The organism is Paenibacillus aceris (assembly GCF_017874035.1).
Classification (GTDB): domain Bacteria; phylum Bacillota; class Bacilli; order Paenibacillales; family NBRC-103111; genus Paenibacillus_E; species Paenibacillus_E aceris.
The window spans coordinates 39,615-53,054 of the sequence record NZ_JAGGKV010000015.1 but is presented as its reverse complement, the minus strand read 5'-3'; the positions used below and the strand labels follow the sequence as shown (position 1 = coordinate 53,054).

15 protein-coding genes are annotated in these 13,440 nt (G+C 41.7%); 11 read left to right on the top strand and 4 right to left on the bottom strand.

The window, feature by feature from the left end; genetic code table 11:
* Position 1 precedes the first annotated feature (1 nt).
* From accD to J2Z65_RS23530, 6 genes are all read left to right on the top strand, one after another.
* On the top strand, positions 2 to 847 hold the full coding sequence (gene accD, locus J2Z65_RS23555; RefSeq protein ID WP_240159740.1) for an acetyl-CoA carboxylase, carboxyltransferase subunit beta: 846 nt from the start codon (positions 2 to 4) through the stop codon (positions 845 to 847).
* Between the two features lie 13 nt (positions 848 to 860).
* Positions 861 to 1,874, top strand: coding sequence for an acetyl-CoA carboxylase carboxyl transferase subunit alpha (gene accA / locus J2Z65_RS23550; protein WP_167059295.1), 1,014 nt, complete (start codon positions 861 to 863; stop codon positions 1,872 to 1,874).
* 46 nt (positions 1,875 to 1,920) lie between these two features.
* On the top strand, positions 1,921 to 2,445 hold the full coding sequence (gene accB, locus J2Z65_RS23545; RefSeq protein WP_167059292.1) for an acetyl-CoA carboxylase biotin carboxyl carrier protein: 525 nt from the start codon (positions 1,921 to 1,923) through the stop codon (positions 2,443 to 2,445).
* Entirely contained in the window at positions 2,442 to 3,824 is a 1,383-nt protein-coding gene (accC, locus tag J2Z65_RS23540; RefSeq protein WP_167059290.1) for an acetyl-CoA carboxylase biotin carboxylase subunit, read from the top strand. Before accB ends, accC begins: the two co-directional genes overlap by 4 nt.
* A 98-nt stretch (positions 3,825 to 3,922) precedes the next feature.
* Positions 3,923 to 4,723, top strand: a complete 801-nt coding sequence (locus J2Z65_RS23535; RefSeq protein ID WP_167059288.1) for a hypothetical protein — start codon at positions 3,923 to 3,925, stop codon at positions 4,721 to 4,723.
* Positions 4,724 to 4,728: 5 nt separating this feature from the next.
* On the top strand, positions 4,729 to 5,697 hold the full coding sequence (locus J2Z65_RS23530) for an MBL fold metallo-hydrolase (RefSeq protein WP_193580967.1): 969 nt from the start codon (positions 4,729 to 4,731) through the stop codon (positions 5,695 to 5,697).
* A gap of 446 nt (positions 5,698 to 6,143) precedes the next feature.
* Here J2Z65_RS23530 and J2Z65_RS23525 read toward each other — a convergent pair whose 3' ends face one another.
* Together J2Z65_RS23525 and J2Z65_RS23520 are read right to left on the bottom strand one after the other, a co-directional pair.
* The gene (locus J2Z65_RS23525) at positions 6,144 to 6,254 is read right to left on the bottom strand and encodes a YjcZ family sporulation protein (RefSeq protein WP_163954161.1); all 111 of its coding nucleotides are present in this window, start codon (positions 6,252 to 6,254) and stop codon (positions 6,144 to 6,146) included.
* Between the two features lie 433 nt (positions 6,255 to 6,687).
* Positions 6,688 to 6,798, bottom strand: coding sequence for a YjcZ family sporulation protein (locus J2Z65_RS23520; RefSeq protein WP_082595659.1), 111 nt, complete (start codon positions 6,796 to 6,798; stop codon positions 6,688 to 6,690).
* Between the two features lie 1,279 nt (positions 6,799 to 8,077).
* Between J2Z65_RS23520 and J2Z65_RS23515 the strand changes: the two genes are divergently transcribed.
* The 3 genes from J2Z65_RS23515 to J2Z65_RS23505 all read left to right on the top strand — a co-directional run bounded on the left by J2Z65_RS23515 (position 8,078) and on the right by J2Z65_RS23505 (position 9,530).
* Positions 8,078 to 8,569, top strand: coding sequence for a hypothetical protein (locus J2Z65_RS23515; RefSeq protein ID WP_167065665.1), 492 nt, complete (start codon positions 8,078 to 8,080; stop codon positions 8,567 to 8,569).
* 126 nt (positions 8,570 to 8,695) lie between these two features.
* Complete coding sequence (locus J2Z65_RS35935) at positions 8,696 to 8,974, top strand: DUF3953 domain-containing protein (protein ID WP_342357353.1); 279 nt, start codon at positions 8,696 to 8,698, stop codon at positions 8,972 to 8,974.
* A 46-nt stretch (positions 8,975 to 9,020) separates the two neighbouring features.
* Positions 9,021 to 9,530, top strand: a complete 510-nt coding sequence (locus J2Z65_RS23505) for a P-loop nucleotide/nucleoside kinase family protein (protein ID WP_167065671.1) — start codon at positions 9,021 to 9,023, stop codon at positions 9,528 to 9,530.
* A gap of 261 nt (positions 9,531 to 9,791) precedes the next feature.
* On the opposite strand, the gene J2Z65_RS23500 is transcribed toward J2Z65_RS23505, so the two are convergent.
* Positions 9,792 to 10,193 (bottom strand): VOC family protein, encoded by a 402-nt coding sequence (locus J2Z65_RS23500; protein WP_167065674.1) that lies wholly within the window; start codon positions 10,191 to 10,193, stop codon positions 9,792 to 9,794.
* Between the two features lie 370 nt (positions 10,194 to 10,563).
* On the opposite strand from J2Z65_RS23500, the gene J2Z65_RS23495 reads away from it, so the two are divergent.
* Complete coding sequence (locus J2Z65_RS23495; RefSeq protein WP_167065677.1) at positions 10,564 to 11,601, top strand: phosphotransferase; 1,038 nt, start codon at positions 10,564 to 10,566, stop codon at positions 11,599 to 11,601.
* Positions 11,602 to 12,034: 433 nt separating this feature from the next.
* On the opposite strand, the gene J2Z65_RS23490 is transcribed toward J2Z65_RS23495, so the two are convergent.
* On the bottom strand, positions 12,035 to 12,463 hold the full coding sequence (locus J2Z65_RS23490) for an exosporium protein C (protein WP_167065680.1): 429 nt from the start codon (positions 12,461 to 12,463) through the stop codon (positions 12,035 to 12,037).
* 429 nt (positions 12,464 to 12,892) lie between these two features.
* Here J2Z65_RS23490 and J2Z65_RS23485 point away from each other — a divergent pair, with 429 nt between their 5' ends.
* Positions 12,893 to 13,381 (top strand): hypothetical protein, encoded by a 489-nt coding sequence (locus J2Z65_RS23485; protein ID WP_167065682.1) that lies wholly within the window; start codon positions 12,893 to 12,895, stop codon positions 13,379 to 13,381.
* The last annotated feature ends 59 nt before the right edge of the window (positions 13,382 to 13,440 follow it).

The following is a 13,440-nucleotide window of genomic DNA, read 5'->3' as shown; positions in this document are numbered from 1 at the left end:
CATGCTATTTCAAAGGAAAAAATCGTATGCCACAATTACCTCGGCATCAGACCGTATTCCGTCAGAAATACCAGACGGACTGTTAAGTAAATGCCCGCAGTGCACAGCGATTCAATACTTTAAGGAGTTGGACAAAAACTCCAAAGTTTGCTCGAAATGCGATCACCATTTCAAACTGAGTGTACATGAGCGAATTAAAGAAACGTTCGATGAGGGCAGCTTTAAGGAATTTGACGAGGACATGATTTCCAAGGATCCGCTCGAATTTCCTGGGTATCCGGATAAATTAGCGGTACAGAAGGAGAAGTCGGGTCTTAAGGAAGCCGTTGTTACGGGAGAAGGCAAGATTAACGGAATGCCACTTATCGGCGTGATCATGAGCTTTGACTTCTTCGCGGGCACGATGGGCTCGGTTGTCGGTGAGAAGGTGACGAGGGCGATCGAGTCTGCGATGGCACAGAAGCTGCCGTTGCTTATTTTCTCCACATCCGGCGGAGCCCGTATGCAGGAAAGTATTCTTTGTCTGATGCAGATGGCCAAAACTAGTGGAGCGATCGCCAAATTTCAGGAACAGGGTGGATTGTACATTTCTGTTATAACCAATCCGACTTACGGTGGCGTTTCCGCAAGTTTTGCCATGCTTGGCGACATTATTTTGGCTGAGCCCGGGGCTGCGTTCGGATTTGCCGGACGTATCGTCATCGAACAGACGATTAAACAAAAGCTGCCGGATAACTTCCAGAAGTCGGAATTTCATTTAGATCATGGGCAACTGGATCGCGTTGTTCACCGAAAAGAATTGAGAACATCACTTGCTCAATTGCTGGAGCTTCATCAATCCCATTAGGAGGTTGTATAGTATGCGCAATGATCTGCCTTTTGAACAAACGCTTACGGAGCTTCGCGGTAAAATCGAAGATTTACGATCTTTTTCCACAGATAAGAAAATGGATTTTCAGCATGAAATCTCCGTTCTAGAAGAGCGCTTCGACACATTGAAAGATGAAATCTACAATAATTTGACAGCGGCTCAAAAGATGCAGATCGCCAGGCATCCGGGGCGTCCCACAACACTCGATTATATACGGCAGATGTTTACAGATTTTTTCGAAATGCAAGGGGACCGATTGTTTGGAGATGACCAAGCCATTGTAGGAGGTATTGCCAAATTAAATGGTATCCCTGTGACCGTCATTGGTCACCAAAAGGGAAGAAACACGAAGGAGAATCTGAGTCGAAACTTCGGAATGCCCCATCCAGAAGGCTTTCGTAAGGCGCTGCGCCTTATGCACCAAGCAAATCGGTTTAACCGGCCGCTTATTACTTTTATCGATACGCCTGGTGCTTTCCCGGGTGAAGCAGCCGAGGAACGGGGGCAATCCGAAGCGATTGCCCGTAATCTGTATGAGATGTCCAAGCTCGACATCCCAGTGATCTGTATTGTCATTGGGGAAGGAGGCAGCGGCGGCGCGTTGGCTCTAGGTGTAGGGAACAGGGTCATGATGCTGGAACATGCGATTTATTCAGTGGCTTCACCGAATGCGGCAGCGGCCATTTTGTGGAAAGATGCGTCCAAAGCGGAACAAGCTGCTGGAGCAATGAAGATTACAGCTCAAGATTTGCAGGAGCTTGGAATCATTGATGATATCATTCCTGAACCGTCTCCTACCAGTATAGAAGTACAGGCGGCTCTAATGAAAAATGCCGTTCTTCGACATCTGCGGGTGTTGCAATTAATGGACAAAAAACAATTGCGTGAGGACCGCTATAAGAAATTCCGCAAGATGGGAACATTCTCTTTCGATACCAGTGAACCCAAAATTCAAAAGAAAAGTAGCAAAGTAACGCATACCGAGATTTTAATCAACGTGTAATCCCTATGAATGGCATATGGATACGTCGGATGAAGGAGAATGCAGCATGCTGAGCTTTAAAGAAATTAGTGAATTGATTAGGACGGTCGATGCTAGTTCCATTGAAGAGCTGGAGCTGGAAAATGAAGGTTTGCGATTAATGATCTGCAAACAAAATAAGACAAGAGCCGGTGCTACGGCACAACCGGATTACCGCCACGTTTCTCCAACTATTCTGATCGATCAGCCGATTCGGCCGACTTCGCAGAAACAAGAACCTTCCGTTATGCAAACGGGCATTTCCGTTGAAGCGTTTAGCCCTGCACAACCTCTGCTGGACGCGAAAGCGGAACTCAAACCGATTTTATCACCAATGGTAGGAACCTTCTATCACGCTCCTTCTCCAGATAAACCTGTATTTGTAAAAGTAGGCGATCAGGTGAAAGAAAGGACGGTCGTTTGCATCTTGGAAGCCATGAAGCTGATGAATGAAATCGAGGCGGAATGTGCAGGCGAAATTGTGCAGATTCTGGTGGAAAACGGCCAACTCGTGGAATATGGTCAGCCGATGTTTCTGGTGAAGCTGATATGAGCGATGTTGGACAATTCCGAAAGGTGGTTATCGCCAATCGCGGGGAAATCGCCGTACGTATTATCCGAGCTTGCAAAGAGCTTGGCATTCAGTCGGTGGCTGTTTACTCCGAAGCGGATCGCGATGCGCTGCATGTACAATTGGCTGATGAAGCCTATTGCATCGGTCCATTCGCTTCGAAGGACAGCTATCTTCGTTTCGACAACTTGATCAGTGTAGCGATGTTAACAGGTGCAGACGCTATCCATCCAGGTTATGGTTTCCTTGCGGAGAACGCTGATTTCGCTGAGTTGTGTTCGAGCGTCAATATAAAGTTTATCGGCCCCTCCGCATCTGCCATTGCTAGGATGGGGGATAAGTCTTCAGCCAAACAGACGATGAAAGAGGCGCAAGTCCCCGTTATTCCGGGGTCGGACGGCATCATTGATTCGACCGAGGAAGCGATTCGGATTGCAGGGGACATCGGTTATCCAGTCATTATCAAAGCGACTGCCGGCGGTGGAGGCAAGGGGATTCGCGTCGTCCACGACAAAGAGGAACTGATCCGCCAGGTAACAGCTGCCAAGCAGGAAGCTCAGATGGCATTCGGCAATGCGGGCGTGTATCTGGAGAAATTTTTGACCGGTATGAAACATGTGGAGATTCAAATCATGGCAGACCATCACGGGAATGTGGTGCATTTGGGTGAAAGAGATTGTTCCATTCAGCGCAGACGCCAGAAGCTTGTGGAAGAATCCCCATGCCCGACGTTGACTTCGGAAATACGAAGACTAATGGGCGAGGCGGCGGTACGAGCTGCCAAAGCGGTCAATTATACGGGTGCGGGGACATTAGAATTTCTGCTTGGTGAGGATGGCAGTTTTTATTTCATGGAGATGAATACGAGAATTCAAGTGGAGCATCCCGTGACCGAAATGGTTACTGGCGTGGACATCGTGCAAGAAATGATTCGTGTAGCGGAAGGAAATCAGCTCTCATTTCGCCAGGAAGATGTCGATATGCGAGGCTGCGCCATCGAGTGCAGGATTAATGCGGAAGATCCTGCACGGAATTTTATGCCATCGCCGGGTCGAATTCAATTTTATTTGCCGCCTGGTGGCTTTGGTGTTCGTGTCGATAGCGCTGTCTACGTGGATTACACCATTCCTCCGCACTATGATTCCATGATTGCCAAACTGATTGTGTGGGGCAAGAACAGGGATGACGCAATCGCAAGAATGCAACGTGCGCTTGGTGAATTTTTTATTGAAGGTGTACGCACGACGATTCCTTTTCATCAGAGACTACTGCAGCATCCGATTTTTGTTGGCGGGAGCTTTGATATTAAGTTTTTGGAAGAATACAATGTGAACACACCGAAGGATGCGCCGGAACCGTGATTGGGATAGAGATTGGGTAAAGGGATTATTGTGCTAATCCCTTTATCGCAATCGACGAAGGGGAATGAGGCCGCTAGTCAAAATGGAGTGGTGCAGATATGGAAGTATACGGGTTATATGGCAAAAGCGGAACCGGCAAGAGCTATAAATCCAGTGAGATTGTTGCACTCTATCAGATTGACGCTGTGGTGGACGACGGGATTTTAATCATGGACAAACAGCGTGTAGCAGGGAAATCCGCAAAAAATGAACGCACCGCGTATGCCGCCACGAAAACAGCTATATTTTTCACAGACTCCCATCGCCTGCAAGTATACAACTATATAATGAGGACTGGGATCAAAAAGATTCTGGTGATTGGTACTTCCAAGAAGATGGTTGAGAAGATTGTGCAGCGTCTGGATTTGCCGAGTGCCATCGAATGGCTGCCAATTGAATCCTTCCAAACGGAGGAAGAGTTGAAGTTGGCCGGAGAACGTCGGCGTATCGGCTATCATGTGATTCCAATTGTTCCTGATGAAGTCGAGAAAACGTATATCGGCTGGTTTAGTAAGCAGATCATTCATTTTGGCAAGCAGAGAGAAGAAGTTATTCTGGTGAAGCCGGCGTTCTCGAGAGATAAAATAACCATATACCCTCAATGCATAAGGGATATCGTCTCGTTCTCGGCAGATTCAATGCTGCAGATTCATTCCGTACAAGTAGATAGAAATAAAGTATTCATTAAGTTGTCTTTGCAGCGCGGGGGTACGATTGAATCACTTCAAAATTGGAAGGAACATGTCACTGCAGTCTTGCTTTATTGCTTGAATATTTCATTTGAAGTCAACATTGAGTGGACATCCATCCATAAAGAAAAAATAAACAAGCCTGAACATGCTAGAAGGAGACTGAAATAGTTTTGATGATAACGCAGGCAGGATGTTCTGTGTATCCGATTGTGGTTCCGAATCCTTACAGCTTACGAACGTTTAATTTTTATTTATTCCAGGAAGCGGGTTTGCTCACTTTAATTGATGCCGGGGTCAACTCGGAAGAATGTTGGGAAGCATTTTTGGCAGTGATGGCCGGAAACGGATTTGTCATTGGAGATTTGGGTCGAATCGTTATCACACATAGTCATCCGGATCATATTGGCATCATCAATCGCATTATCGCTACTCATGACATTCCGATCTATGCTCATCATGAATCGATTCACCGCTTAAAGAGGGAGGAAGAATTTTCAAAGTTAAGGATCCAATTTTTCCAAGAATTATATCAAAACATGGGGTGCGGCGACATCGGTAGGCAACATGTTACGCTTATGAGGGAAGCAGGTACTGCTAATAGGCTGCATAGAATTGATAGCCCCATTATACCGCTGTATGATGGGGCTATGCTTTCGGGGCTTAGGGTCATAGAGACCGCCGGCCATTCTCCTGATCACATCGTACTGGGTCATTTACAACGAAAGTGGCTTTTTGCAGGAGATCTCCTAATCAGCCATATGTCTAGTAACGCGCTTATCGAACCTGACCGGGCGGGTCAACGTCTTCCGACATTAGTTCAACATATGGATTCGCTACACAAGTGTCTAGGACTTGAAATGGAGACCGTATTTTCCGGGCACGGAGAACCGATATACCATTTTAAGGAGCTAATAAGCCGAAGATTACAGCGAATTTATCGAAGAGCCGATAAAATATGTCAGTTGGTTGCAAGTGGAATTTCAATACCGAGCGAGCTGGCAGCAGCCTTTTTCAAAGAATTGTATCGCAGTGAATTTCCTTTCGTAATTTCCGAAATTATCGGATATTTAGATTTGCTTGAAAAGCAAAATAGAGTATATAAAAAAAAGATCAATCAAGTTTGGCACTACTATATCTTATAACGCGTAAACAGGGAGTTCGGCGATTCTATGTCCGCGACCCATTTGGCAAGCTTATCAACATCCTTGCTCATGGACATTAGGCCAGCGGTCAGGGCGTACAGAATTCTTGTGAAATACTTCGAAGAGGCCAAACATTTACAGATAGAAGATAAACACTGCCAGTTTTATTTGCAGGCTCTGACGACGATGAAGGGAGCACCAATGATTGGTTTAGGAGAGGAAGTATGCGGATTCCCCTGTGATGTGGGTCGGTAAATGTGATCGTTGGTATGGCGGTAGTACCAACATGAATGTGTTGATCATACGTTGCGGCGGGTGCGTCCTATATGTCCGTGAATTATTTTAAATTTGAATCATCTCATATTTCATCCTTCAATTAACCAAAAAAAGTCACCCTGAGATTATGGATGACTTTTTTTCTTTGTTCGTTGTGTTGGATTAATGAATTACCAGACAAAAGCTGAAGTGATGATAACCAAAAGAATAAAAAGAACCAAAATAGCTGCTGCACTTGAACCGTAACCTGCACAACTTGCACCATAACCTACTGCTCCCATGTTTACTCATTCCCCTCTGGTGATTTGTCACTACGGTATAAAGTATGTTTGTTGAAAAGTGATTGATTGGACGTATGAACTAAATTGAGTATTGGAACAGCCAGCACTCTGAGCAATTAATTTGAACAGAAACTGAGAATTAGAATTATCTTGATTTGCCCATTCAATGCCGGATTAATTGCCCATTTATAACACCCGGAAATAATAATCACAAATTCCCACTATGTGCCCACGCATTATTTTATTATTTGAATCTTATATATTAAGCCTCCACAGCCCACTCATTTAATGTTTCATCCTTCATTTACCATAAAAAGTCACCCTGAGAGTAAGATTAAGGGTGGCTTTTTTATGATAAGAACAACGAAAAAAACGGCCCGCATTTTAATTCGCGGCCGTTTTTTTCGTTGTATCTTTGTGTTAGATTAAGGAATTACCATACAAAAGCTGATGTGATGATAACCAAAAGAATAAAAAGAACCAAAATAGCTGCTGCGCTTGTGCCGTAACCTGCACAACTTCCACCATAACCTACTGCGCCCATGTTTACTCATTCCCCTCTGGTGATTTGTCACTACGGTATAAAATATGTTGGTTAAATAGTGATTGATTGGACGTATGAACCAAATTGAGTGTTGGAATAACCGGCATTCGTAAAAAACACTTCGGATGGTCTCATTATCGCTTTACGTAAAGTTTACACTCAAAGTAAAACTTTGGATCCTATACCGAGTATAATCAACTGAAATGATTTAAATTGCGAGGAAAGAGAGCATATCGCCATTCTCAACCTGGCACACGGCAGGCATTAACGCTTTGGGAAGGCAAAGAAGTTGGGCGGGTGAGCTTAACAGCAGCACCTCAGATCTCATCTAACGGGGAGCTGTATCTGAAAGAAGCTGATGTACGAAATCTGTTTGGTTCGCTCATCGCTAAGGTTGATACTTCTCTAACCTTTACAACAATATACAGCAACTTTCAGTCAATGCTTCACCTGAGCAAAGGCCCAAGCTGACAGTCGAAGAGCTCGGAGCCCCGCCGACAGAGACCGTCCAGACTTATGCAAAATGGATCGCACCTCTGCACTGGGACATAGCTCAGTTCCAATACGATGCTATCAAACCACTGAAAGTCGGGCCTAACCAGCTACGAGCAAAAGCTCGAGATTGGCAATAGGATCTTGTGGCAACAAGATTTAACGGTACAACGGACTAAATAAGGAATTTTTTTGGCAAGAACATTAAAGCGTATAGTCTAACGGGAGAACGATAGCCCCATAACACAGATCAAGCAAGCTACCCAGTGATAAACTCGGTGGCGGCTTTGTTAACTATCAGGAAGCCACGGTAATCAATAAATTGGATATTAGTGGTAAAATATTTTCTGGGGAACATTATCTTAGGGGGGATATAATGAAATTCATATTAGAATTTCTGCGATTCATTATAATAATGGTAATCCTCGGTGGATTGCTAGCTTCATTAGTAATTAATGTTTATTCCACCATAGGACTTAACATAAATAACAATGCTTGGTTCATTTGGATTGCCGCTGAAATATTAATTTTTGTGATCTACAGAAATAAATTGCATTTTTCAGGTTGGTATAAAGTAAAAGAAAAACTCTCAAATTCCATTACTTTTGTCATGATTATCTGTTCCTTTATTTTGTTAGTAATTCCCCTTTTTTTAACTTGATGATTGAATGGGCAGGTTAGCGGAATAAATAAGTGAATGTAATTGTTGAATTATGGAACTTTTGTAAATTGTGGACGTCTAAACTGTATGGAATGTTTGTTAGATGCAGGACAGAGGGGAAATCAAGTGATTAAGATGAAACAAGTAGCCAAAAAAATTGTATTAATACCTCTTTTGACACTATTCATTGTCGGATGTGCTAAACCACAAAAAATTGATAGTAGTGAGTATTTAGATATATATAAAGATGCTATCCAAACAATTTTTGAGCAAGAGGCCAATTTTTATAATAATTCTAGGATGAGTTATTTATTAGTTAGAACGGATAATTTGAAACTCAAACCTGAAGAGAAAGCTGAATTATTAAACTACGTAAAGCAAATCAGTAAAGTTGATGTTGGGGAAGGAAAATATTCTGATATAGAGACTAATTTAGCAAAAAACAAATTTGGTGGTATGGCGATTGAATTAGAAAATATAATTTTCAGAACAGATGGGAAAGCAATACTAACTAGCAGGAAGACTTTCCTAGGCTCAATTCAACTAAGACAAACAATCGAGAAAAAAGATGATATTTGGATAACAAGCAAAAAAGATAAAATAGTGAAATCTAAATAAAGATAAATAGGAACTAAAGAGTACTGAGTATAAATAGAAAATACTTATTTTCTTCATGTAGTTATATTGGTTGTGGATATATGGAGTACTTTGTAATAACACCAAAAGAAGGCAGCCGAGCATAAAATGTTCGGCTGTCATGATGGGATTGATGAAATGTTGAAAATAAGCAAAGTTATTATAGCGATAATCGTTATCGGCTTTTCTAGTTACCTTCTAATTACTAAGTACTTTGAATTAATGCCTTATTTGATGTTATTTCTGGCGATATTTATGTTGGTGACAGGACTAGTCGAGCATCAAAGAAATAGAAAAGGATTGTGGGGGTATTTAAGTATTTTAGTTTCTTTGTTTATCTTATTTGTCTCTATACAGGGCTTCTTAGGGAGAACGATAGCTGAATAAACTAAAACAACGAGCAGTTATGCGCTTTAAAAGGAGGCGAGTATTTATGCTCTATATCTTTAGCGGGTTGCCAGGTACCGGGAAGTCTACGTTATCAGCAGCTTTGGCCGGAGAGATCCGGGCCACGTATCTGCGGGTAGACGTCGTGGAGCAGGCCATGCGGGTTGCCGGGACCTGGGTTAACGGACCTGCAGGTTATATCGTGTGTTACGAGATTGCTTCGCATAATCTCCGGCTAGGCCTTGACGTGATAGCTGACACAGTCAACCCCATTCATGAAACTCGTCGAGCTTGGCGCGACGTTGCGGAGTCTCTCGGAATTCCGTTTGTGGAAATCGAAGTAGTCTGCTCGGATGAAAGGGAACACAGGTATCGAATCGACACGCGTTTAACCGATATTCCCGATTTTGTTTTACCTACGTGGGATGAGGTTAAGACCCGACAGTATGATGTTTGGGACCGAGATCACATCATTATCGACACAGCTCATCAAACCGTTGTTGAAAGCCTGACGACGCTACGTGAAAAATTGGATCAGGAGCGCAGGAAAGTTTAAATGATTCAAGCGAGAAACGATAGCTCAATTATAATGGATCAATGCAGCCGGTCAGATGATCAGCTGCTACCTGTATTTATCTGAAAGATGGTTTAGATCACTGGGATAATCAACAGTTTGCAGTTTTCGTCCAGGCTTGCAGTAGTTTAACCCACAAATTTTTCCTTCTAAGCAACGATTTTGATTTGAATGACAGATATGAGATTATACGGGGTGTATAAAAACGCCGGTGACCTTAAGCAGGTGACTGGCGTTTCCATTTTACCGTTTCGGCATTTTGCTCTCATCCATGTACAGCAGGTTCCAGCGGTGACCGTCCAGGTCGGCAAATCCTGCGCCGTACATCCAGCCGTCAGTTTCACTCGGCTTGCCAAAGATGCTTCCTCCGGCAAACTCTACTTTTTGAATAAAGGCATCTATTTCTTCTCTACTCTCAGCGCCAATGGAAAATATTACTTCTGCGCTATGGGAAGTATCTGCGGTTTTTGAACCTGTAAATTTCTCAAACGCCGCATCAGGGAACAGCAGAATCGTTGTTTGGCCTATGGCAAGCTTGGCTCTCTCGCTACCAAAGCTCACCGCATGTAATCCAATCTCATTGAAAAAGGCAGTTGACCTCTCAACATCTTTGACCGGCAGGTTAATCCAAATCTCCTGTGACATAGCTGTAGCCTCCTGGAATATATTTTAAACTATTCCTACTATACTCTACTTCTGGCAGCAGAAGCGAATCTTAATAAAAGAAACCCCAAGGTATGACACTCCTGTCATGCATCCTGCGGTTTCCTTAGTAAACTTATTTACTTGTCTGCTCCAGCATCGTCTCCGTCAAGGTATCGATCTGGCCCAGAAATGGACTTCGCATTAAAGATGATAGTTCATGTATGATTGTATTAAATACACAAATCACAAAAAAACCAAGTAAACGATAGTGTTAGAAAAAACAATACTATTGTTTCTCGAAATATATTCAGCGGCATTGCTAAAATAACGGCATGAATGAATCATACAACTTAAAGGGGGAGTGAAAAGTTTGGAGGTTAAGTATAGTATTGAAGATAGTGTACTTATGTTGAACCTTGATAAGGAGTACGGGATGCAGATTGAAAGCGTTCATTTCATCCCTCTGGGGGACTCAGCCTACTCTTATTGGGTGAATTGTGCGAATGGAGAACGATATTATCTGAAATTATTTGACCATCAAAATGACGGACAAAGGAGAAGTATTGAGCGTCTTCGGTTTTACTTACCGTTAACTTGGCAGATGTATCATCAAGGGCTTTTTCGAAACATCACATATCCAATTATAAATCGGAATGGCTGTTTTAAAACAACATTTAATAATATCACAGTGGTATTATTTAACTTTATAGAAGGGGAGATATTGGCTGAAGCATATCCTTTCTCAAAGGAGATTCTTGAGGACATCGCTAAATCAGTGGCTGCAATACAGCTGATTACACCTTTTATAGATAAGACAACGCTCTTGGCAAATACATTTGATATTTCCTTTGAGTCTGACCTTGAGAAGTGTATATCGATGATTGAATGCACCTTAACATTTAACAATCCTATTAAACAGGCTTTACGTCAGGTTGTTTTGTCAAAGAAAGAGCAAATTTTCGACTTATTGAATCTTGTGCGCAAACTTCATGGTATATCAATAGCAGATACTAAAGAGAAAGTTTTGTGCCACGGCGATATTTGGGGAGGTAATTTGATTCGTCATAAAAACGAGTTGTATTTTGTTGATTGGGAATCAGCGATTTTAGCGCCGCCAGAATTTAATTTTGTTAACTATATCGGTGAGGAGTTCGATGTTTTCTTCTCCGCTTACGAAAAGAATATAGGTAAATCTGTGACGTTAAGTCTTGACTTATTACGCTTCTACTCTTATCGTAACCATCTTCGCAATCTAACGAATTGGTTAATGAATATCCTCCATCGCAACACTGAAGAAGTCCAGAATGAAAAGGATTTGGAAAAGATTCTTTATCATTGTATGAACCGTTGGGATAGTATTGAAGCAAATGTTAGGGCTGTGGATGCTTTATTGCAAAAACGAAAATAACAGTCATGTTTGATAGACTGCCGCGGTAGAATACGTAGCACAAGTGACGTCTAGTTTTTCGGGTTTCAGGTCCAGCAGCGGGTCGTGTTCTATACACTATTGTTCATATGCCCTGTGTTATTTGTCCAATCAATGGGTAGGAGCAGAAGGGTTTCGTCGTAACCATATGGCCGAGGTTTTAGTTCTCTTTATTCTTTTGGTTATTATAACTATGGCTTTTGCATGGTAATCTTATCGATTCAGTAAAAAAAGGGCTCCTGGTGAATTTTATCTAGGGGCCTTTTTTTGTTAATGAGTTTGAATTATATTATCCTATATTTTAGAATTTTGGTGAATAAATGATACCGACTTACATTGAACTAACGACGAATGATAGCACTTAACGAGTCCACTCTGAATGAAAAAAGCACCTTATTTAGGTGCTTTTAAAAAATTAACTTCTAGTTTGTACAGCTAACCCACTAAAAGAAATCGGACCAACAACATCAGCTCTTGTATTTGCGGTTTGGTTTTCCGCGGTCACGGTATAAACATGATTTCCTGAACTTAAATTTCTATCGATTGCCTGAAATGTAACAGCATAGTTTTGCTCAGAACCAGCAGATTCAATCCCTTGTTGTGTATTGAAAATTTCTCTGCCATCGCGGAAGACTCTAAAGAGAATTTGAGCAATGCCCGTAATCCCTTTTACACCAACTGTTGCAACCAGTTCAACCCGATTTGGTTGAGCATTGATCGATGGAATTCTTAAAGTAATGGATGCAAGGCGAACCTTTTTTGGAGAACGTGGGATAATGAAAGACCTCGATAAATTAAATCTACTAAGCGGCTGAACGGTTTTTTTGTCAAGAATACGTACCAATTTAATCACTCCTATTTTTTGATACCTCAATATATGAAAAAAAATAGTAGAGTGATTGTGTGAATGATCTAAACTATCATTGATTAATAACTATTGAGTCGCCTTTTCTGTAATAATTCTGATGATTGCATAGCCTGTAACGATAAGTAATCAGCGAACCGATCCATTTTGACCGATATGGGTGGCGACTAACCTAACGAGGAACAATAACTTAATTAATAAATGTAACATCGATTGGCTACCGTAGAATTAAACGGTGGCCTTATTGTTTTTTACAGGCAGAGAGTTGTAAAGCAGGGATTCTTATTGTATTAGCTTTAAACGTTTATTATGAAGATGTGCATAATCCTTGGTATGGATTAGAAACAATAATCTATGGAATCTGTGGTTTAGAGAATATTTACGAAAGACAAAAAAGGAGTACGCCTAATGTTTAAAAATAAAACCCACGTTTTAATGCTTTTGATTTCGCTAACATTACTAACTGCATTTAGTAAACAAGACCCATTTATTGTGAGAAGTGTTGAAACCAATGTATTAAAGACGGCTGGGGTCCTTCGTTATGACATTGTATTAAAGAAATCAAAGGATTTAAAATTAGATTATGATGCTGGTGACTCACCTGGTCACCGTATGTTTCACCATGGAAATGGGATTAACTTTGCTATAAGACCAAATCAATCTTTGGCATCTTTAATGGAACTTGAAAAAAATACAAAGTATGTAAAAATGGAATATCGCGGTGGCGGTAATTCAGGCAATATTAGTGGTGAAGATGAAACTACTCTTAATTTAGAATATGCCATTAAAAAAGGTTCGGATTTTGAAGAGGTAAGGAATTCTGCTCTGGATTCTACATTGCTTATATTAATGGGAAACAAAGTAATTGCTGAAATCCCTCTAAATAAAAAAGAGTAATTTCAACTAACCCAGAACTGTTTACCGGCAGCCGGCCAAATCCGGATTTTGGCGGCGAG

Bases quoted from the DNA above. Each gene is read 5' to 3' on its own strand.
- J2Z65_RS23535 (WP_167059288.1), top strand. From the start codon at position 3,923: ATGGAAGTATACGGGTTATATGGCAAAAGCGGAACCGGCAAGAGCTAT.
- J2Z65_RS23505 (WP_167065671.1), top strand. From the start codon at position 9,021: ATGCTCTATATCTTTAGCGGGTTGCCAGGTACCGGGAAGTCTACGTTA.
- J2Z65_RS23530 (WP_193580967.1), top strand. From the start codon at position 4,729: ATGATAACGCAGGCAGGATGTTCTGTGTATCCGATTGTGGTTCCGAAT.
- J2Z65_RS23485 (WP_167065682.1), top strand. From the start codon at position 12,893: ATGTTTAAAAATAAAACCCACGTTTTAATGCTTTTGATTTCGCTAACA.
- accD (WP_240159740.1), top strand. From the start codon at position 2: ATGCTATTTCAAAGGAAAAAATCGTATGCCACAATTACCTCGGCATCA.
- accB (WP_167059292.1), top strand. From the start codon at position 1,921: ATGCTGAGCTTTAAAGAAATTAGTGAATTGATTAGGACGGTCGATGCT.
- J2Z65_RS23525 (WP_163954161.1), bottom strand. From the start codon at position 6,254: ATGGGAGCAGTAGGTTATGGTGCAAGTTGTGCAGGTTACGGTTCAAGT.
- accA (WP_167059295.1), top strand. From the start codon at position 861: ATGCGCAATGATCTGCCTTTTGAACAAACGCTTACGGAGCTTCGCGGT.
- accC (WP_167059290.1), top strand. From the start codon at position 2,442: ATGAGCGATGTTGGACAATTCCGAAAGGTGGTTATCGCCAATCGCGGG.
- J2Z65_RS23520 (WP_082595659.1), bottom strand. From the start codon at position 6,798: ATGGGCGCAGTAGGTTATGGTGGAAGTTGTGCAGGTTACGGCACAAGC.
- J2Z65_RS23500 (WP_167065674.1), bottom strand. From the start codon at position 10,193: ATGTCACAGGAGATTTGGATTAACCTGCCGGTCAAAGATGTTGAGAGG.
- J2Z65_RS35935 (WP_342357353.1), top strand. From the start codon at position 8,696: ATGTTCGGCTGTCATGATGGGATTGATGAAATGTTGAAAATAAGCAAA.